18 protein-coding genes are annotated in these 21,247 nt (G+C 41.4%); 10 read left to right on the forward strand and 8 right to left on the reverse strand.

The features are described 5' to 3' along the window. The first annotated feature begins 67 nt into the window (after positions 1-67). The 8 genes from ABFY09_RS11875 to ABFY09_RS11910 all read left to right on the forward strand — a co-directional run bounded on the left by ABFY09_RS11875 (position 68) and on the right by ABFY09_RS11910 (position 10,736). Positions 68-913 (forward strand): 2Fe-2S iron-sulfur cluster binding domain-containing protein, encoded by an 846-nt coding sequence (locus ABFY09_RS11875; protein WP_347984532.1) that lies wholly within the window; start codon positions 68-70, stop codon positions 911-913. Between the two features lie 45 nt (positions 914-958). Then, positions 959-2,359: an exonuclease SbcCD subunit D C-terminal domain-containing protein gene (locus ABFY09_RS11880; protein WP_347984533.1), complete on the forward strand. Its 1,401-nt coding sequence runs from the start codon at positions 959-961 to the stop codon at positions 2,357-2,359. Continuing rightward, a complete protein-coding gene (locus ABFY09_RS11885; RefSeq protein WP_347984534.1) occupies positions 2,356-6,051 on the forward strand; it encodes an AAA family ATPase in 3,696 nt (1,231 codons plus the stop codon). Before ABFY09_RS11880 ends, ABFY09_RS11885 begins: the two co-directional genes overlap by 4 nt. Positions 6,052-6,360: 309 nt before the next feature. Next, a complete protein-coding gene (gene minC / locus ABFY09_RS11890; RefSeq protein ID WP_347984535.1) occupies positions 6,361-7,086 on the forward strand; it encodes a septum site-determining protein MinC in 726 nt (241 codons plus the stop codon). Positions 7,087-7,140: 54 nt separating this feature from the next. Further along, positions 7,141-7,950: a septum site-determining protein MinD gene (minD, locus tag ABFY09_RS11895; protein ID WP_347984536.1), complete on the forward strand. Its 810-nt coding sequence runs from the start codon at positions 7,141-7,143 to the stop codon at positions 7,948-7,950. A 1-nt stretch (position 7,951) separates the two neighbouring features. Continuing rightward, entirely contained in the window at positions 7,952-8,209 is a 258-nt protein-coding gene (minE, locus tag ABFY09_RS11900) for a cell division topological specificity factor MinE (protein WP_347984537.1), read from the forward strand. A 163-nt stretch (positions 8,210-8,372) separates the two neighbouring features. Continuing rightward, positions 8,373-9,560: a cytochrome c peroxidase gene (locus ABFY09_RS11905; RefSeq protein WP_347984538.1), complete on the forward strand. Its 1,188-nt coding sequence runs from the start codon at positions 8,373-8,375 to the stop codon at positions 9,558-9,560. Positions 9,561-9,680: 120 nt separating this feature from the next. Beyond that, complete coding sequence (locus ABFY09_RS11910) at positions 9,681-10,736, forward strand: aldo/keto reductase (protein WP_347984539.1); 1,056 nt, start codon at positions 9,681-9,683, stop codon at positions 10,734-10,736. A gap of 121 nt (positions 10,737-10,857) precedes the next feature. On the opposite strand, the gene fusA is transcribed toward ABFY09_RS11910, so the two are convergent. From fusA to ABFY09_RS11930, 4 genes are all read right to left on the reverse strand, one after another. Next, positions 10,858-12,948, reverse strand: a complete 2,091-nt coding sequence (gene fusA / locus ABFY09_RS11915; RefSeq protein WP_347984540.1) for an elongation factor G — start codon at positions 12,946-12,948, stop codon at positions 10,858-10,860. 336 nt (positions 12,949-13,284) lie between these two features. Continuing rightward, the gene (locus ABFY09_RS11920) at positions 13,285-13,950 is read right to left on the reverse strand and encodes a TIGR04211 family SH3 domain-containing protein (RefSeq protein WP_347984541.1); all 666 of its coding nucleotides are present in this window, start codon (positions 13,948-13,950) and stop codon (positions 13,285-13,287) included. A gap of 149 nt (positions 13,951-14,099) precedes the next feature. After that, positions 14,100-14,576, reverse strand: coding sequence for a DUF934 domain-containing protein (locus ABFY09_RS11925; protein WP_347984542.1), 477 nt, complete (start codon positions 14,574-14,576; stop codon positions 14,100-14,102). Beyond that, a complete protein-coding gene (locus ABFY09_RS11930) occupies positions 14,560-16,221 on the reverse strand; it encodes a nitrite/sulfite reductase (protein ID WP_347984543.1) in 1,662 nt (553 codons plus the stop codon). Before ABFY09_RS11930 ends, ABFY09_RS11925 begins: the two co-directional genes overlap by 17 nt. 244 nt (positions 16,222-16,465) lie before the next feature. Between ABFY09_RS11930 and nfuA the strand changes: the two genes are divergently transcribed. Beyond that, complete coding sequence (nfuA, locus tag ABFY09_RS11935) at positions 16,466-17,047, forward strand: Fe-S biogenesis protein NfuA (protein WP_347984544.1); 582 nt, start codon at positions 16,466-16,468, stop codon at positions 17,045-17,047. 83 nt (positions 17,048-17,130) lie between these two features. On the opposite strand, the gene ABFY09_RS11940 is transcribed toward nfuA, so the two are convergent. Then, the gene (locus tag ABFY09_RS11940) at positions 17,131-18,207 is read right to left on the reverse strand and encodes a 3-deoxy-7-phosphoheptulonate synthase (RefSeq protein WP_347984545.1); all 1,077 of its coding nucleotides are present in this window, start codon (positions 18,205-18,207) and stop codon (positions 17,131-17,133) included. Between the two features lie 95 nt (positions 18,208-18,302). After that, entirely contained in the window at positions 18,303-19,064 is a 762-nt protein-coding gene (locus tag ABFY09_RS11945; protein ID WP_347984546.1) for a sulfite exporter TauE/SafE family protein, read from the reverse strand. Positions 19,065-19,172: 108 nt separating this feature from the next. Between ABFY09_RS11945 and cysB the strand changes: the two genes are divergently transcribed. Beyond that, positions 19,173-20,147: an HTH-type transcriptional regulator CysB gene (cysB, locus tag ABFY09_RS11950; protein ID WP_347984547.1), complete on the forward strand. Its 975-nt coding sequence runs from the start codon at positions 19,173-19,175 to the stop codon at positions 20,145-20,147. An 86-nt stretch (positions 20,148-20,233) separates the two neighbouring features. On the opposite strand, the gene wrbA is transcribed toward cysB, so the two are convergent. Both wrbA and arsC read right to left on the reverse strand, forming a co-directional pair. Next, on the reverse strand, positions 20,234-20,836 hold the full coding sequence (gene wrbA / locus ABFY09_RS11955; protein WP_347984548.1) for an NAD(P)H:quinone oxidoreductase: 603 nt from the start codon (positions 20,834-20,836) through the stop codon (positions 20,234-20,236). Then, positions 20,833-21,177, reverse strand: coding sequence for an arsenate reductase (glutaredoxin) (gene arsC, locus ABFY09_RS11960; RefSeq protein ID WP_347984549.1), 345 nt, complete (start codon positions 21,175-21,177; stop codon positions 20,833-20,835). The genes wrbA and arsC overlap by 4 nt, the downstream gene beginning before the upstream one ends. Between the last annotated feature and the right edge of the window lie 70 nt (positions 21,178-21,247).

Raw genomic sequence — 21,247 nt, forward strand, 5'->3', positions numbered from 1 at the left:
TTTAAAGGCGGCTCGATGATCAGAGTATGGCATAATATCAACATCATAATTTGATTAGGTTGAGGTAATGGGCTCTCACGAATTGACGGTGAAATTAGATGCGGATGTATTCGCTGCAGAAACAGGAGACAATTTGCTGTCGTCTCTGTTGTCTCAGGGTGCGGATGTCCGTTACGGCTGCCGAGCGGGGGCCTGTGGTGCATGTCGTCTTTATGATCTGAATAACTGTGAATCCCTTTTATCCTGCCAAACATCGATATTCTCTGATATGGCGTTAAGTACACAAACGCCAGCCGCTTCTGCTGTATTTTCTGTCTTGGCTTTGAATTCGCTGGATGACTCTAATATTGAAATAACGCTATTAGGTCCAAGTGATGACTCCTTTGGTGATCGAGTGTTCGTATCTGCATCTCAAGAATACGACTCTAAAGCACAAAATTTTGTTGAATGCATGGTATTAAATCAAGCCGGTGCGCCGCTTAAAGTGATTCTACAGAAAGGTGCGTTTTCTAAGGATGAGTGGCAAAAAATAACAGCGCTGGTCATTAATGACTCATTAGGGGTTCAGACTTTATCAGGCGTAAGAAAAGGGCGCCTGCTTTATGAAATGGACTTGAGTGCTTTTCCTGTTTTGATTGTGTCTTCTTCTGATAATGGTGTGTTTGAGTCTTATTGGCGTGAGGTTCTGGGAGAAATTTCTACTCAAAAAAAGGCGTTTTTTAAACTTACTTCTGGAAGTTTAGGTCACCCATTAGAAGATGAGGTATTCATTACTTTCCTAAATGAGATTGTTGCTGAATCAGGCACGTCATTACATATTATTTATCATGGTCAAAACCTACCCGAAAAGGATTGGGAGCAAGCGCTTCGTCCTTTTAGAATCCGAACCTCACAATTATATTTTGTTCGTTAGCTTTTGCCCGCGCTTGCATAACAAATACTGCTTTGGAGAGTATTGATGAAAATCCTACACACCTCAGATTGGCATCTTGGTCAGCATTTTATGGGGAAGTCCCGCCGTGATGAGCATAGAGCTTTTATCGATTGGTTGTTGGTGCTAGTGGGCAAAGAAAATATTGATGCGGTGATTGTGGCTGGCGATATTTTTGATACTGGCTCACCACCAAGTTATGCCCGTGAGATGTATCACCAGCTTGTGTTAGATATGAAGGCACGAGCGTGTCAGCTAGTCATTGTGGCTGGAAATCATGATTCTGTAAGTATGCTCAATGAATCTAAAAGCCTCCTGTCTTATCTAGATACCCAGGTTTCCAGCCAAGCTAACCTTGATGATATTGAAGCCCATGTTATTCCATTGATGAACAAGCAAGGCGAAATCGCTGCTTGGGTTTGTGCTGTGCCTTACCTTCGTCCTAAAGATGTGATGAAGAGTCTGTCTGGTCAATCAGAGCAAGATAAAAAAATCGGGTTGATGCAACACATAAGTGATTTTTATCAACAAGTTTACCTGCTTGCTAGAGAGAAGAATAAAACATTAAAAATGCCTGTGCCGATTATCGGAACGGGCCATCTTACTGCGATGGGAGGGCAAGCCAGTGAATCGGTTCGTGACCTTTATGTGGGAACGTTAGAAGCGTTGCCGACGTCTGTATTTCCTGCCTTTGATTATCTTGCCCTTGGGCATATTCACCGAGCGCAGGCGATTACCAAAGATGGTCGCTTTCGCTATAGTGGCTCGCCAATTCCATTAAGTTTTGACGAATTAGGGCGAGAAAAAACGCTTGTGATTCTTGATACGGATTTATTTGTAGAAGAGTTGGAGGAGAAAGAACTTCCTGTAATGGGAGACCTTTTCGCTAGTGGGCCTGAAGAAAACAAGATAGAGCCGATTAAATTAGTGAATATTCCTATGTTCCAGCCAATGGCGAGCCTTAAAGGAAGTTTAAAAGAGGTGACAAAGCAGCTTAATGAAAAAGGTCTTGTAGAAGGCGTAAAGCCAGGTCAGACGCTTTGGTTAGAGGTGACTATCATTGCGGATGATTATTTGAGTGATGTGCAGAAGCGCATAATGGAAGTGATCGACGATAAACCGATTGAACTGCTGCGAGTGATGCGAAAGAGTACTTTGGAAAAAAGGGCTGATGTTTTTGAATCTCGCCAAACTTTGTCTGAGTTAACCGTTGGTGATGTTTTTGAGAAAAGCCTGCAAACTAATTTGGACATTGAACAGGAAGATGCGAAGACTCTGACAAAACTATTTCATGTTTGTCTTGCTGAAATGGAAGAGTCTCAAAATGGGTTATCTGACGATGTCGAAGCGATTGAAAACGCGCATTCAGAAAAAACAAACAAGAACAGTGAAGAAAACGATGAAAGCCATGAAGAGGAGCAAGAATGAAAATTTGTAAGCTTCGACTCAAAAATCTAAATTCATTGAAAGGTGAGTGGGAAATTGATTTTACCAAAGCGCCTTTTGATGACGCTGGTGTGTTTGCCATTGTTGGGCCAACAGGCGCTGGTAAGTCTACCTTGCTCGATGCGATATGTTTGGCTTTGTATCATGAAACACCGCGATTGAAAGTCTCGCCTAGTCAAAATGAGTTGATGACGCGTCATACGGCAGAGTGCCTTGCGGAAGTGGAATTTGAAATAAAAGGTAAAGGCTATCGAGCTTTTTGGGGACAGCGTCGTGCGCGAGGCAGCAGCGATGGCAAATTGCAACCAATGACATGCGAATTGTGTGAGCGTGACGGCACGATTATCACTACTAAAATCAATGAGAAAATCGATAGAATCGCAGAAATTACAGGCTTGGATTTTTCTCGTTTCACTAAATCTATGTTGCTGGCGCAAGGTGGATTCTCTGCTTTCCTAAATGCTTCAGCGAACGATCGTGCAGAATTATTGGAAGAACTTACCGGTACAGAAATTTATGGACAGGTTTCTAAATGGGTTTTTGAAAAGCACAAAACTGAAAAGGTAAAAATCACCCAATTAGAAGCCATTAATGCCCAGCGAAAGTTACTGAATAATGATGAAGTTGATGCTTTGGTTCAACAAGAAAGAAAATATGAAGAGCAGGATAAAGCGCTTGCTCATAGCTTAAAGCAGCATCAGCAAAGTTTAGAGTGGCGTCAAACAGAATCTCATCTGACGAAACAATTGACACAAACTAAACAGCAAAGCTTGGATGCTATTGCTGCGCTAGAAAACTTTCAGCCTAAATTGGTTTTATTGAATAAAGCTGAAACGGCCAATAATTTACAGTCTCAATATGACGAACTGACGAAAATGGTCAAGCGAACAACTGAGCTTGAACAAGAAAAAGCAGCAGCGCTTCAACAGAAAACTGAGCAAGCCGCGACTGCTGAGGCACTTGAAGGGCAAATGAAAGCCTCTAAATTGGCGTATGATGAGCAGACTCAACAATGGGAGAAGCTGAATAACGAAGTAACTAATGTTATTCAGCCTTTGGTTTCTCGCCGTGAAAATATTAATGAGCAGTTAATTGGCGTTAGCAAACGTCACGAAGAGCTTAATCAAAAGCATCAATCTAGTTCAAAAGAATTGGAAGTTTTAAAAGGAAAGCTTAAACAGGGTCAATTACTCTGTCAGAAAAGTGAAGCTAGCTTGTCAGAATGGCAAGCACCTGAGCAAATTGAAGCACAGTTATCGAACTGGCAATACCAACAAGATTCTATTCAGGCGCAAGATCAAGTTCTAACGAGTTTGGCGGCTGATATTGGGGCATCAAAAAACGCATTAGACGCTGCACTGAAAAGCTTTGCTGCCAGTAAAGATCAAAAAGAACAACAGAGCAACCTTGTCGCTAATTTGGATCAACAGCGGAAAAATATCCTTGAAGATTATTTACGTCTTTCCTCCGGCCGTGAATTGAATGAATGGCAAGAATATGTTCGTGAACGGGATTCAAGGCAACAAAAAGTGCAAGAGCTTGTTCAACAATATCAAGTGTATCAAGCGAAGCAAATTGAACTTGGTAATCTTAATAGCGCGATTCAAGCGTTAGAAAATAAAGTTCTTCAACAAGAAGAGCAGCTTTTACAACAGCGAAAAGCCTATAAAGAGAAAAGCCATCATTGTTTAGATCTTGCCAAACTGGTGGATGCTGAGCGCCATATTATTGCACTAAATACATTAAGAGAAAGTTTAACTGAGCAAGATTATTGTCCTTTGTGTGGCTCTATCGAGCACGATTTAGATCATGCCTTGCATCAAGCAACTAATGTTGAAAATCAGCAAAGATTGGACGCTCTACAAGCGGAATTGGAAGTGCTTAAGCAATCTGGTTTGGCGTTAAAGTCTGACCAGAAAGTATCCGATAGCGAAAAAGAAATGCGTCTCGAACAAAGACAATCCTTAATGGCAGCCTTGGCAGATTTAGAAGCTTCTCTGTTTGCGTTATTAAATCATTTGGCAATTGATGCGGGCGAAGTGCTTGAAGAAACAACCATCAAAGCGACAATGGAAACAGTGCAAAAAGATTGGACTCAAGTGACTGAAACCAACAAGGTTGTTTTGGAAAAGCATCAGCAGCGCTTGGTTTTAGAAGAAGAGTTTAATAATGCGACAGCGGAGTTGCAGAAGATAGAATTACAACTTCAGCAGCAAGAATCTCAAGGCCGATTGCTTCGTCAGACTTTTGAGAGCAAGTTGGATGAGCAGCACAAAATCACTCAAGAAAAAGATCGAGTTGCTCAATCCTTAATGGCTTCCATTCAATCTGCTGGTGTTCCAGAAAAATATCTCGTATCACCTTTGAGTGATTCTTTGTTGGCATTACAGACTTCTTTGCAGTCATGGAGAATGGCCAAGAACAATCTTGATGTTCAGCGCCAGCACGTTGACCAGTTAGGTTATGAAACCACGTCGTTAGAATCACGTGTGAGTGACAATTCTGCAGAGCTAGAGCAAATACAAGTTCAATTAACGGATTTGAAAAATGAACTGGCAACGATTGATACGAGTCTTTTTGAAAAATTAGGAGAGAAAACACTTACTCAATATCGTTCTGACGCTCAGGCGTCTTTAGAGTCCAGTCGATCAGCATTAGAGTCTATTTCAAAGCAGTACGAACAGATTCAGAAAACATTGGCTGCATCAGAAGCGACTTTGAAAGCGCTTGATAAATCGTTGCAAGCTCTAAAAGCTGAATTGGAAATGGCAGAGTCTGCTTGGCAAGGTGTGCTTAAAGAGAAAGGTTTTGAGGGTGTTTCATCCTGGAAGATGGCGTGTTTATCTCACGATGAGCTTATTACTTTGCAGCAGACTTATAGTGAGTTAAAAGATGTAAACACGCGACAAGCTGCATTGTTAAAGCAGGCGGAAATTTCTATAGCGTCACACATTAATAACAAATCCATAAGTGATGTAATAGACACAAACTCTCTTGAAGAGTTATCTGTGCTGGTTGAGCAATTAGAAAATCAACGACAATTGCTCAATCGCAATTGGGGGGAAGTGGCGAATAAAATTGAAGAGGAAAAGCAACGTCGAGAGCAAGCAAAAGCGTCTGTAGAAGAATTGCGAATTTTGCGGGAAGCAGTGGTTCATCTTGAACGATTAAATCATTTGATAGGTTCTGCGGATGGTGCGAAATTCCGACGTTTTGCGCAAAGCCTGACTTTGGATCATTTGGTGTATTTGGCAAATCAGCATCTGAATGTGTTACATCGTCGTTATCAGCTGAAAAGGCAGGAAGAGGCTTTGTCATTGTCTGTGGTGGATACTTGGCAAGCAAATGCATCCCGCGACACAAAAACCTTGTCTGGCGGAGAATCTTTCTTGGTGAGCTTGGCGTTAGCGTTGGCTCTTTCTGATTTGGTTTCCCATAAAACCAGCATCGATTCTTTGTTCTTGGATGAAGGGTTTGGCACTTTAGACAGCGAAACATTAGAGTCTGCTTTAGATGCTTTGGATAACTTACACTCTTCAGGGAAAACCATTGGAATCATCAGCCATATTAGTGCATTAAAAGAACGTATTCCTGTGCAAATTAAGCTGACGAAACAAAGTGGCTTAGGCGTGAGTCGTTTAGCACCTGAATTTATTGTACATTCAGAGGGGTAGACGTCATTTTTACAATGGTTTTTTATGGTGCAAAAGTTTTCCCCAGATTAATGGGAACAAGTATGTAAGTAAGTTGTAAAAAATTAAATAAATCAAATGGTTAAAGTTACGTTTATTATTGAGCATTATACGTTATTCTTGGCACTATTAGAGAGCAAGAGCAATATTTGAGAGAGTGTAAAAACTCTGTTTTGGTATCTTTCTTTAATCATTCAGCTTGATAGAATAGATTTTTGTATGCTTATCAAGACGATTCGTGTCTTTTATACGAATTAGCCGTACTAAAGAATTAAAAAAAGGACTGTTTACATGACAGACTCATGCTTCCAACTCAAAGGAAGTGTTGTTACGACAATATTGTTAGAAGTTCAGACATTTTCGCTAGATGACATTACTTTTCAGCTAAAGAAAAAAATTGAACAGGTGCCACACTTTTTTAATCAGGCGCCTATCATTATTGATATTTCGAAAATGAAGCGCGGTATTACCCTAGACGAATTTGAAGCTTTAATTCGCTCGGTGAGTGCTCTTGGACTTGGGGTTATCGGTTGGCGTTGTCATCCTGAAAGCTTACCTGTGTGGAAAGGCTCAGTTAGCATTCCATTATTGCCTGCCAGTAAAGCGCGGGCGATACAAACAGTGCCAGAGATAAAAGAAGAAGTAAGTCCAGATGTTGTTGTAAAAACAGTTGTGGAGGAGCGTTTAGTACCTCAAGCGACCAAGGTCATTACTAAGCCAATTCGTTCTGGTCAGCAAGTTTATGCAGAAGGTGATTTAATTATTTTAGCACAAGTCAGTGCTGGGGCAGAGGTTTTGGCTGATGGCAACATTCATGTTTATGGCCCATTGCGAGGTCGAGCTTTGGCTGGTGTAAAAGGAGATAGAGAAGCGCGAATTTTTTGTAAGAGTATGGAGGCTGAACTGGTTTCAATCGCAGGCAATTTTATGTTGAGCGATGCGTTACAAGATATTGTTTGGAAAGATAGCGCTCAAGTGCTATTAGTTGACGATAGCTTGGAAGTTACACCGCTTTAGTATTTATTAGATTATTTTGATGTACTCTTTTTGGGGTTATCGGGGGATATAACATTGGCAAAGATTATAGTGGTCACCTCAGGAAAAGGGGGGGTCGGCAAGACAACATCCAGTGCAGCAATTGGTACTGGTATTGCGTTGAAAGGGCATAAAACCGTCATTATCGATTTTGATGTAGGCTTGCGAAACCTTGATTTAATCATGGGGTGTGAGCGTCGTGTGGTTTATGATTTTGTAAACGTAATCAACAAGGAAGCAACTTTAACGCAAGCTCTGATTAAGGATAAACGCACTAAGGATTTGTATATCCTTCCGGCGTCTCAGACTCGTGATAAAGATGCCTTAACAATTGAAGGTGTTCAGGAAGTCTTGGAAGAGCTTTCTAAAGAGTTTGATTACATCATCTGTGATTCGCCAGCAGGAATCGAAAAAGGTGCTCAAATGGCCTTGTATTTTGCTGATGCAGCGATTGTCGTGACAAACCCTGAAGTGTCATCTGTTCGTGACTCTGACCGTATTCTTGGTATCTTGCAAAGTAAGTCTAAACGAGCAGAAGAAGGTGCTGAGCCAATCGAAGAGTTCTTATTATTGACTCGTTATCATCCTGAGCGTGTTGAGCTAGGTGAGATGTTGAGCGTTTCTGATGTTGAAGATATTTTAGCGATTCCTTTGTTAGGTGTGATTCCTGAATCGGAAGCCGTGCTTAAGGCATCGAATCAAGGTGCTCCTGTTATTTTGGATACAGAATCTGAAGCGGGTCAAGCGTATATGGATGCAGTAGACCGTCTGATGGGTGAAGAGCGTCCTTTGCGCTTTTTGACTGTTCAGAAGAAAGGTTTTATAAAACGTTTGTTAGGAGGTTAGAGTGGGCATTTTTGATTACTTTAAAAGTAAAAATACACCTAGTTCAGCTTCTGTGGCAAAAGACCGTTTGCAAATCATTGTGGCTCACGAGCGTACTAAGCGACATCAACCTGATTACTTACCTCAGATGCAACAAGAGATTATTGATGTTATCCGTAAGTACGTGCAAATTGGCAGTGAAGATGTCCAAATACAGCTTGATAATACCGATGATTGTTCGGTGCTAGAGTTAAATGTTACCTTGCCAGATCAAAATTAAATTTTTTGTCTTGCACTGAGAAAGCGCCTTACTATTTTCTTGATTTGGATCTAGTTAGGTGCTTTTTTTACGTCTAAGTTAATGAGAATAGTTGTCAGCGTTTTACTCATATTCAGCGTGGGTGTATTATTCGACGACTTATTTATTTGATGGCTAAAATACAATGCTACGCTTTTTTCTTGGTGTGATTGCCGTTTCTCTATTTCTTTCTGCATGCAGTGAACCTAAGCAGGTTCCTTCTCAACCTAAAGCAGCTAAGGTTACCCACGAGCTTCCGATTCCACTTACAGACCCTAAAGCATTATTGGGTTCTCAACTGTTCTTTGATACAAACTTATCAAAGGAACGTAATCAATCTTGTGCAACCTGCCATGATATTGCGAATGGCTTTGTCGATAAAAGAAACGATGTTTTTTCTGGTGCGGTTTCATTGGGTAGTGATGGTCAATCGGTAGGAACTCGTAATACACCGACGGCAGCTTATGCGGCTTTTTCCCCACCATTTCATCGTATGAAAGATGGTGAATATCGTGGTGGTCAATTTTTAGACGGCCGGTCGTCTGATTTAGTGGAGCAAGCACAAGGCCCGTTTTTGAATCCACTGGAAATGGCGCTGCCTAATGGCGCTGCTGTTGTTGATAGAGTAAAAGAAAATCAGCGATATGTGTCATTGTTTAATGACTTATATGGTGATGGAATTTTAGAAGATTCTGAGAAAGGTTATGTGGCCATTGCCGATGCGCTTGCTACTTTTGAAAAAACAGCTCTATTTATGCCTTTTGATTCAAAATACGATCGTGTGTTACGTGGCGAGGATAAATTTACACCAGAAGAAGAGTTGGGTAAGACATTATTCTTCTCTCAGCAGTTTACGAATTGCAATGCTTGTCATCAATTAAACCCTTCACCATTTTATGATCAAGAAACCTTTACAAACTTTGAGTATAGCAACATAGGTGTGCCTGCCAATGTGTCTTTAACTGCCCACCATAATGGTTTAATTGATCAAGGATTGTTGGATCATCCAGAGATTACAGACCCATCTCAAGCAGGGAAGTTCAAAGTACCTTCCTTGAGGAATGTCGCGGTCACTGGGCCCTACATGCATAACGGTGTGTTTCAGGATTTACGTACAGTTGTTCTATTTTACGATAAATACAACAATCCAACTCGTACCATTAATCCTGAAACGGGTAAGCCGTGGGGTGAACCTGAGGTGGCGGAAAATATAGACTTTGCAGATTTGGAAGTGGGTCCAGCTTTACCAGATCAAAGAGTGGATGCCATTGTTGCTTTCTTGAAAACATTAACAGACAAGCGTTACGAACCTTTGTTGGAATCGAAACCTTAAAGCTAAGATCCTCATTGTTTTCATTGATAAAACTGGCTTGATGACGAAAATTTTATTACATTGATCCTTTGGTTTATTTTGTGGTGCTTTTAATGTGCTGCTTAAATATAAAGGACATAAATGATGAAATATTCGCCACTTGGTCGGACAGGCTTAGAGGTTTCTCGAGTTTGTTTGGGCACCATGACATGGGGTACTCAAAATAATCAGGCTGATGCTGATGTTCAAATTGAATATGCCTTAGCAAACGGTATTAATTTCTTTGATACCGCCGAAATGTATTCTGTTCCACCGACTCCTGAATCCTATGGAAAAACAGAAACCATCATTGGTGACTGGCTATCTCGTAATCCGTCTCGTCGTGAAGAATTTATACTGGCAACGAAAATTGCTGGGCCAGGTTTGCCTTATATTAGAGGCGGCGGCCCGATTACAGGAGAATCTGTGATTGCGGCGGTGGAGACATCGTTACAACGGTTGAAAACAGATTACATCGATTTGTATCAATTACATTGGCCGAACCGTACATCGCCTCATTTTGCGAAGCATTTTCCTGGACATATTTCTTTCAGCGACGTGGATAGAGAAGCGCATTCTGCTCAGATGCTTGAGATTTTGCAAGCTATTGAGACGTGCATTAAAGCAGGTAAAATTCGCCATTTTGGTTTGTCTGATGATAGTACCTGGGGAATTAATGAATACATTCGTTTAAGTGATAAATATGACTTACCAAGAGTAGCTTCGATTCAAAATGAGTTTAGCTTATTGCATGCGAAAGATTGGCCGTACTTGATTGAAAATTGCGTTCATGAAGACGTTGCCTATTTACCTTGGTCACCTTTAGCTGCGGGTGCGCTAACAGGGAAGTATCTTGGTGGGGCTCGCCCTGAAGGCAGTCGTTGGAGCTTTGCACAGCGCAATGGGCTGTTCCGCGATACTCAACAAGTAGAGAGAGCGGTTGCTGGATATGTTGATGTTGCTAAGAAACATGGCTTGAGTGCGGCTCAGATGGCTTTGGCTTGGTGTGATCAAGTTGATGGTGTAAGTTCAACTATTATTGGTGCGACTTCATTGGAACAGCTGAAAGAAGATATGAGTGCTTTTGACTTGGCTTTGTCTGATGTGGTCCTGTCAGATATTATGGCAATCTTTAGAGAATATCCGGTCCCATTTTAACCAGCTTTCGTCTGTTTGAAAGGGTGCTTTGAGGGCGCCCTTTTTTATGTATTTGAAACATAAAAAGGCCCGATATATTCTCATGCATCAGGCCTTTTAAAAGAAATTAGTGTTTAAAAAATTACTTTTTCTCTAATTCTTTCTTTTCTTTAACTGCAGCAATTACTGTCTCTGCTACATTGGAAGGACATGGTAGGTAGTGAGAGAACTCCATTGAGAACTGACCACGGCCGGATGTCATTGTACGTAGTGTACTGATGTAACCAAACATTTCAGAAAGAGGAACGTCTGCTTTAATGCGAACGCCAGTTACGCCTTTTTCTTGGTCTTTGATCATACCACGACGACGGTTAAGGTCACCGATAACATCACCAACGTGATCATCAGGAGTAAACACATCAACCTTCATGATAGGTTCGATTAGCTGAGCGCCTGCTTTTGGAATTGACTGACGGAATGCGCCTTTCGCTGCAATCTCAAAGGCAACAGCAGAGGAGTCAACTGCGTGGAAGCCACCGTCAAACAACTCAACTTCTACATCCAATACTGGGAAGCCAGCAAGAACACCTTCGTCCATCATAGACTTAAAGCCTTTCTCAACAGCAGGGAAGAATTCTTTTGGTACGTTACCACCCACAACTGAAGAAGAGAAAGTGAAACCAGAACCTGGCTCGCCTGGTTTGATGCGGTAGTCGATTTTACCGAACTGACCAGAACCACCAGACTGTTTCTTGTGCGTGTAAGTATCTTCGATTTCTTTCGTGATCGTTTCACGGTAAGCAACCTGAGGCTGACCTACAACAAGGTCTACACCGTAAGTACGCTTCAAGATATCTACTTTGATATCTAGGTGAAGCTCACCCATACCTTTAAGGATGGTTTCGCCAGAATCTTGGTCAGTTTCAACACGGAATGTTGGATCTTCTGCAACCATTTTACCGATAGCAATACCCATTTTCTCGTTACCACCTTTATCTTTAGGTGTAACAGAAATAGAGATTACAGGCTCTGGGAATACCATTGCTTCAAGAGTACATGGGTTCTTAGTGTCACAAAGAGTGTGACCTGTTTGAACGTTTTTCATGCCAACGATTGCTAAGATGTCACCAGCTTGAGCAGAGTTGATTTCTTTACGGTCATCAGCTTGCATCTCAACCATACGGCCAACACGCTCAGTTTTACCTGTGAAGCTGTTAAGGATAGTGTCACCTTTGTTGATCTTACCAGAGTAAACGCGTACGAAAGTCAAAGCACCGAAACGGTCATCCATGATTTTAAATGCAAGGGCACGGAATGGCTCGCTAGCGTCAACGATTGCTTTCTCGCCGTTTGGATTACCTTCTTCGTCAGTAAGATCCTGTGGGATAACATCAGTTGGGCTTGGTAGGTAATCAACTACAGCGTCAAGAAGAAGCTGCATACCTTTGTTTTTGAAAGCCGAACCACAATATGTTGGGAAGAAAGCAAGATCACGAGTACCAGTACGGATACAACGTTTGATATCTTCGATAGAAGGCTCTTCACCTTCCATGTATGCCATCATTAGGTCGTCGTCTTGCTCAACAGCAGTTTCAACCAGTTTCTCACGGTATTCTTCTACCTGATCAACCATGTCTGCTGGAACATCTTCAATTTTGTAGTTTTCTGGTTGGCCAGAATCATCCCATACATAAGCTTTGCGGCTTAGTAGGTCTACAACGCCAACGAACTCATCTTCAGTGCCGATAGGTAATACCATGATAAGAGGAGTAGCACCTAGTACATCTTCAACTTGCTTAGTTACACGGTAGAAGCTAGCACCTAGACGGTCTAGTTTATTTACGAAGATCAGACGAGCAACGCCAGATTCGTTTGCGTAGCGCCAGTTAGTTTCTGATTGTGGCTCAACACCACCAGAACCACAGAATACACCAACACCACCGTCAAGAACTTTAAGGGAACGGTATACTTCTACTGTGAAGTCAACGTGTCCTGGTGTGTCTATAACGTTGAAGCGATGATCTTTCCAGAAACAACTTACTGCTGCAGACTGGATGGTAATACCACGTTCAGCTTCTTGTTCCATGAAGTCTGTTGTAGATTCACCTTCATGTACTTCACCGATTTTGTGGATAATACCGGTTAGTTTAAGAATACGTTCTGTAGTAGTAGTTTTACCCGCGTCAACGTGAGCAAAAATACCGATGTTTCTGTATTTTGATAAGTCAGCCATTACATTACTCTAAATAATTGAGGACGAAATTTGCGCGCTATTATACAAGGCTTTTTACATTTTTGGCCAAGTATTTCGCGCTATTCTATTATATTTTATAGGATTAAAGAAAGGGGGCTGTGAAAAGCATTCTAGAAATAACGCATAAATGTTTTTTTGGTGTCAAAAACAGAGCAAATGAAAGGCTAAAACTTTTTGTATTGAGTGTTTTTTCTAGTGGTGCACTCGTTTTTTAGGTGAATAAAGAAGGTTGGGTTTAAGGGAGAGCTTGAATCTCTTTAATTATTGGATTATTTATAATTAAAGAGATTTAAGCTTACATTATGTGCGTTCTTCTTACCAAGAGCCTGTACTAGCTTTTTTGCGGCGTAAGGATGGTAATAAGATACCTAAGAATAGTCCGCCAAAGAGTGTTCCAGCGCCAATAATAAACCATTTTTGATCATTGGATTTTTGTAGTTGATTTGCTTGTGCCACTGCAGCATCAGTACGTTGTTTTAGGCTGGCCATTTCGTACCTAATGGTTTCATTTTTAGATACAATCTCTTTTGCTTTTTCTGAGATATCTGCAAGGTCTCTGAGTTCTTTTTCCAATGCGCTGCTGTCACTTTTTAGTTGGGTGTTCTCTTGGATGAGCTCTTGAATTTTTTGTTGACTTGCTTTGAGCGTGTTTGCAATGTCGTTTCTGCTTTCCGTAATTTGATTAACTTGGCTCTCTAGGGCGCTCATTTTATCTCTAGTTGCTGTATCTTCACTAAGGAAGTAATCTGCTACCCAGCCTTCCTTGCCACTAGGGGTGCGAACTTTACTGTAGCCTTCGCTTCTTTCGAGAATTTCTAATGGTGTTCCACTTCTTAATCCTCTTTCTACTGCTCTTGTGCTGTTATCGAGCCCTTCTCGAATGGCAACAAATTGAATGTCAGAGACATATGTAGTTTCAGCGTAAATAGAGGTAGAGAGTAGTAGGCCAGCTAATAGGCTAGTGACACATTTTCTAGACACATTAAGTTCCTTCAGTAAATCAATCACTTTGAGTTATTCAGTAACGATAATCAGGAGTGATGCAATACGCAATAGAAAAAGGCCATTGTAATGGCCTTTTATGGATATTTTATTGTAAAGCTTTTGCTTTGTGGATCGGAGTAAATTGCTTATCGACGCAAGAAAATAGGTCGTGGATCAGCAACGTCGCCTTGGTAAGCGACAGAGAAAGGGCGATGTAAATCTAACGCCTTTTCTAAATCTACACCTTCGTTAAACTGGAAGCTGTTGAACCCAACTCTTAAAAGATAACCAAGTTGATCCGGGATGAAGTTACCTAAGGCTCTAATCTCACCTTGGTAATTCAATCTCTCTTTTAAAAGGCGTGCGTAGCTGAAGCCGCGGCCATCCGCAAACGCTGGAAAATTGATGCCAATTACTTCAAATTGATCTAGATTGATGTCGCTTAAGCATTCCACGCCGTCGCCAGCGTCAAGCCAAATGCCTGAAATTGAGCCAATTGTGTCTTTTTCAGCTAGCCATTTTTGCACAGAAACGATACCGTTTGATACCACTTCTTGTTCATTGCTATCTAACCAAACATAAGCATTGTCGATGATTTCACCGTTTTTAATTAGCTTTGGCATAAGCGGCCTCTTTAAATGGTGTGATGCCAATACGGCGATAAGTGTCGATGAAGCGCTCGTCTTCTGAACGGTTACTGACATAAACATCCATTAGCTTTTGAATAACATCGCTAATTTCTTCTTGAGCAAATGAAGGTCCTAAAATTTTACCTATACTGGCATCGTGCCCAGAAGCACCACCAATTGAAACTTGGTAGAACTCTTCGCCTTTTTTATCCACCCCCAGGATGCCTAGATTACCAACGTGATGGTGACCACAAGCATTCATACAGCCTGAAATATTAAGGTCAATTTCACCTAGGTCATAAAGGTAATCTAAATCGTTAAACGTGTCTTGGATTTGTGCTGCAACCGGGATGGACTTCGCATTAGCAAGAGCACAGAAGTCGCCGCCAGGGCAACAAATCATGTCAGTTAACAAGCCTAAGGTCGGAGTTGCGAAGCCTGCTTCTTTCGCAGCATCCCACAATTCGGCAAGTTGATCTTGACGAACATCCGATAGCACTAAGTTTTGTTCATGACTGACTCTTAGTTCACCGAAGCTAAACTTATCAGCAAGATCCGCAGCTTTTTGCATTTGATCTGCTGTTGCATCGCCTGGTGCTTGGCCTACTTTTTTTAGTGTGAGAGTAACAATACGATAGCCTGCTTTTTTATGAGCAAAAGTATTGCGTTCATACCAGCGAGCATAACCAGCACTGTTAGATAGCTTGCTTGTTAGGCTGGAAGGGTTGTTTTCTAAGTTTTCGTATGCAGGTTCAGAGAAGAAGCTTGCTAAACGATCGAACTCAGCCATAGGAACCGTGCTTTCTGTTCCTTTTAGGTGGGCCCATTCAGCATCGACACGCTTACGGAATTCATCAATACCCAATGCTTTCACTAAGATTTTAATGCGAGCTTTGTACTTGTTTTGACGGTTTCCTGTTTGATTATAAACACGAAGGATGGCGTCTAGGTAAGTCAATAAGTCTTGGCGAGGTATAAATTCGCAAATCGTTACACCAACCATTGGTGTACGGCCTAAGCCACCACCAACGATTACTTTGAAACCAATTTCACCCGCGTCGTTTTTCTTAATGTGCAAACCAATGTCGTGAACTTGTGTTGCAGCTCGGTCCGCAGATTCTGTTGCGTTCACAGCGATTTTGAATTTACGCGGTAAGAAAGCAAATTCTGGATGGAATGTAGACCATTGGCGAATTAGCTCACAGTAAGGGCGAGGGTCAACTACTTCATCAGCAATCACGCCAGCATATTGGTCAGTTGTGGTGTTACGAATACAGTTACCACTGGTTTGTACGGCATGCATTTGTACTTCAGCTAGCTCTGCTAGGATATCTGGCACATCTTCTAGTTTAGGCCAGTTCAATTGCAAATTCTGACGTGTACTAAAGTGACCGTATGATCTGTCATATCGGCAGCTGATGTCAGCTAGTTTGCGTAATTGGGTGCTAGAAAGCATGCCATAAGGAATAGCGATACGTAACATTGGTGCGTAGCGCTGAACATACAATCCATTTTGAAGGCGCAAAGGCAAAAATGCTTCTTCACTTAATTCTTTCGCAAGATAACGACGTGTTTGGTCGCGAAATTGAGCGACACGTTCTTCAACAAGCTGTTGGTCTATGGCGTCATATTGATACATAGTTAGGAACCGTGATTGATAAATTTTGATGGGAGTATATTAGCAAACATCCTTTATACTAAAAATGAATATTTACCTATATCTTTAGCGGTTTTTCTAATAAGGCTTATTGAGGTGAAGAGTTATCAATTGGCTTTTTAAATAAAGGAAAAATACCTTAGTTTTTTACTTGGTCTTTGGAATTATTGGGCATCTGCGGTAATATATAGGTATCAATCGTTATATAGATTTAGAAAGGGTTATTATGAATATTACAATTACGGATGGTGCCCAAGAATATTTGTCTTCATTACTAGAAAAGCAAGGAGTAGAAGGGATTGCTGTGCGAATCTTTATTCAGCAACCGGGTACGCCTTACGCTGAAACTTGTCTTGCTTATTGCAGACCTGATGAAGTAAATGAAACAGATGAAATTTTAAATTTACCTAAGCTGAAAGTTTATATAGAAAAAATGTCTGTAAACTTCTTAGATGAAGCTTTCGTTGATTATGCAACAGAAAAAATGGGTGGTCAGCTAACCATTAAGGCCCCAAATGCTAAGATGCCTAAGGTAACAGCGGATAGCCCAATTGAAGATCAAATTAACTATGTATTGTATTCAGAAATTAACCCAGGCTTGGCTGCGCACGGTGGCGAAGTAAGTTTGGTTGAGGTGGTTGATGGCGAAGTCGCAGTACTGAAATTTGGCGGTGGTTGCCAAGGTTGTAGTGCCGTTGATTTGACTTTGAAAGAAGGTGTTGAGAAAACGCTAATTGAGAAAGTGCCAGGCCTTACGGCTGTTAAAGATTCTACTGATCATACCGTGACAGATAACGCTTTCATGTAATATCTGGCTATACATTGCATGGTTGAAGTAAAAAAAAGGGTGATCGATTTCTCGATTACCCTTTTTTATTGAAAATAGAAGGTTTATGAACGTTGACGTTTTGGAAGGACGTCACGTAAGGCGTTCGCCATAGTAGTCAATGACTTCTCAGTTGCTTCCCAGTCAATGCAAGCATCAGTGATAGACACACCATATTCCAAGTCTTTCAGATTGGCTGGTACTTTTTGGTTGCCCCAGCCAATGTTGCTTTCAATCATTAAGCCCATGATAGAGTTGTTGCCATCAAGAATTTGCTGTGTTGAATCTTCTGCGACAGTGACTTGTTTTTCTGGTTTCTTGTTCGAGTTTTCGTGAGAGCAATCGACCATGATGTTGTGCTTCAAGTTTGCTGCGGTTAATGCTTTTTCACTTAATGCAATGTTAGCGGCGTCATAGTTTGGTAAGCCATTGCCACCACGTAGAACAAGATGACCGTATGCATTTCCTTTTGTGTTAACGATGCTGACTTGACCAACTTCATTAATACCAAGGAAAGAGTGAGGGTGAGAAACAGATTGCATGGCATTAACAGCAACTGTCATTGAGCCATCTGTGCCGTTTTTGAATCCGACAGGACCAGAAAGGCCAGAAGCCATTTCACGGTGAGTTTGTGATTCAGTTGTACGGGCGCCAATGGCAGACCAGCTGATTAAGTCCTGAATGTATTGTGGTGAAATTGGATCCAAGGCTTCTGTTGCTAAAGGAAGGCCAAGCTCAGCTAAATCAATCAATAATTTGCGGCCAACGCGAATGCCTTTATCAATATCGAATGTACCGTCTAGGTTTGGATCGTTGATCAAACCTTTCCAACCAACAGTAGTACGAGGCTTCTCAAAGTAAGCGCGCATAATAATATAAAGAGTATCGTCTAATTCAACCGCCAATTTTTTTAGGCGTTTTGCATAATCAAGTGCTGCTGCCGGGTCATGGATAGAGCATGGGCCAATAACAATTGCTAGGCGGTGATCTTTGCCATCCATGATGTTTTTGATTATCTCACGGGATTCTGCAACATGGCTGCTAATGCTATCGCTAACGGGCAGCTCAGCTTTCAAGTCACTTGGTGTAACCAAGGAAGTAAAAGAGGCAATATTTAAGTCTTCAAGACGTGCGTTACTCATTGAGGTTTTTCCTGTTTATCGCTTTTATTTGTAGCGGCTTACAATATCGTGTTTTTCGCTGTGAATGAACCGTAATTGGTCAGTTTTTTGGCTTTTTAGAAAAAAAGATACTTAACACCAAAAGCAAAAAGGGTAGTTGCAAGTACGGGTTGTAAAATACGGTTCGACACATAGCTCGCAATACGTGTTCCTACATAAATAGTAGGTATAGATCCAATCAATAAAGCAGCAAGCAGAGTGTAATCCACATTGCCTAAGAACAGATGCCCTATACCAGCAACCAGCGTAAGAGGAACGGCGTGAGCTAGGTCAGTTCCGACAATGTTTTTTGCTCGCATCACGGGGAATAAAATCATCATAATGGCTGTGCCTAATGCGCCAGCACCGACAGAAGTAAGTGTTACTAAAGCACCTAGAGCGATACCGCATACAAAAATGATTTTTGAGCTTTGTTGTGTGCTGAAGTCAAAGTTCAGTGTTTTAGTGAGCTTGGATCGAAACAAGATCACAATGGCAGTCATGACAAGCATTAACCCTAAAAGGCCAGTTAATATTTCTTGATAGTGATCTGGCTTCTCAAATTTTGACAAAGCCCATATGGTAATAAAAGATGCCGGAATGCTTCCTGCAGCCATTGCAAAGACAATTCTCCAATTTACATTGCCTCGTTTAGCGTGCATAACAACGCCTGTGCTTTTAGCTATGCCTGCATACATTAAATCTGTACCGATGGCGATATGAGGAGGAAAGCCGAATAGCAAAAGTAGGGGCGTCATCAAAGAGCCACCTCCAACACCAGTAATGCCCACTGCTAAACCGACAGCTGCACCAGCAAAAATGTACCAAAGAAAATCCATTCGAAAACCATATAGAAGTTATTTAAGCTGGCAACATTAGAGGTTTTTTACTATTCTATAAAGTAATATTTTATTATGTTTTTAACTCTTTTTAGAATAAGGCAGACGATGAAACTACAACAGCTTAGGTATATATGGGAAGTCGCGCGTCACGATTTAAATGTCTCGGCGACAGCGCAAAGCTTATACACCTCGCAACCAGGTGTTAGTAAGCAGGTTCGTCTGTTGGAAGATGAATTGGGTGTTGAGGTCTTTGCGCGTAGTGGAAAGCATTTAACGCATATAACACCAGCGGGTGAAAAAATCATTGAGTTGGCTGGTGAAGTGTTGAATCAAACGCAAAACATTAAGCGTGTTGCAAAAGAGTTTAGCGATGAGCGCAAAGGTTCTCTTGATATCGCCACCACTCACACTCAAGCGAGATATGCTTTACCTAAAGTAATAAACCAGTTTATTGAAGGTTATCCAGATGTGACTTTGCACATGCATCAAGGTACGCCGATGCAAATTGCAGAAATGTCGAATGATGGTGTTGTGGATTTTGCGATTGCCACTGAAGCGCTAGAGCAGTTTGGTAATTTGGTTATGTTGCCTTGCTATACGTGGAATCGATCTGTAGTTGTGCCAAAAAATCACCCTTTGGCGAAAACGGAAAAACTCACTCTAGAAGCTTTGGCTGAATATCCGATAGTGACTTATGTATTTGGTTTTACGGGGCGTTCACAGTTGGATCAAGCCTTCCAGGATGCTGACTTAAACCCTAACGTGGTTTTCACTGCTGCCGATTCTGATGTGATCAAAACCTATGTTCGTCTGGGGCTAGGTGTCGGTATTGTTGCTTCTATGGCTTATGATAAAGAGCAAGATTCAGATTTAGTTGCCTTAGATGCATCGCATTTATTTGAGGACAGCTGTACGAAGATAGGGATTCGGAATAACACTTTTATCCGTGGCTACATGTACAAGTTTATTGAATCTTTCGCACCTCATCTAACAAAAGACTTAGTTGTGGCAGCAATGGAAGCGCCTAATCGTCATGATGTTGAGTTATTGTTTAAAGATATTGAGTTGCCTAGATACTAAGCGTTTTATCGCTATTTAACTTCAAGATATTGGTGAATAAAAACTACGAGTCCAAAAGGATCGTAGTTTTATTCGAGAAAAAAGAATTATTTCTTAAGTTTAAGTGCCATTTCTGCAATGCGTTGACCTTGAGCTTTGCATAAGGCTTTTTCTTCTTCTGAAAGACCAACTTCACTGGTGCCATTTGCTAAATGGCTTGCACCATAAGGCGTTCCACCTGTGGTGGTGCTAATCAGTTCTTTATGCTTATAGGGTAGTCCGACCCAAACCATGCCATGATGCAAGAGAGGTGTCATCATGCTATGTAGGCATTGTTCTTGACCACCATGCATGGTGCTTGCGCTGGTAAAACCGCAGGCAGGTTTGTCTATCAGTTGTCCTGTAAGCCACAGTGTTGAGGTTTGGTCGATGAAATGCTTCAAAGGCGCAGCCATGCTACCAAAGTAAGATGGAGAGCCGATGGCAAGGCCAGAGCAGTTAGATAGTTCCTCTAATGTGCAGTATGGAGCGCCTTCGTCTGGTAGTTCTGGTTGTGCAGTCTGAGTTGTTTCGGCGACATCAGAAACTTGGCGAATTTTTACTTCTATATTGCTTACTTTATTGGCGCCTCTGGCAATGTGTTTGGCCATTTCGGCAATGGAACCATGGCGACTATAGAATAAAATCAATACGTAAGGTGATTCACTCATTTGAATAATTCCAAAACATTTTCTGGAGGTCGGCCGAGTTTGGCTTGATCATTATGAATGACAATAGGGCGCTCAATCAGTTTTGGGTTCTGGTGCATGGCTTGAAGTTGTTCTTCGTCGCTGGAGTCTTTGCTGAGTCCAAGTTCTTTGTAGAGGGCTTCTTTTGTTCTCATTAACTCTAGAGGCGACATATCAAGCAAATTTAGAATGCATTTAAGTTCGTCAACACTTGGTGGTTCTTGAAGATAGAGGCGAACATCAGGTTGAATGTTGTGCTCTTCTAATAGTTGTAGAGTTTGACGGGATTTAGAGCATCGCGGGTTATGGTAAATAGTGGTCATATTGGCTTCCTATTTATTGTGGCTTTGTCCGCTTACGAAGGGAATAAATGAGCGTTATAGAAATTTGCTC

The sequence above is a fragment of the Marinomonas sp. 5E14-1 genome, from assembly GCF_039939215.1.
Taxonomy (GTDB): domain Bacteria; phylum Pseudomonadota; class Gammaproteobacteria; order Pseudomonadales; family Marinomonadaceae; genus Marinomonas.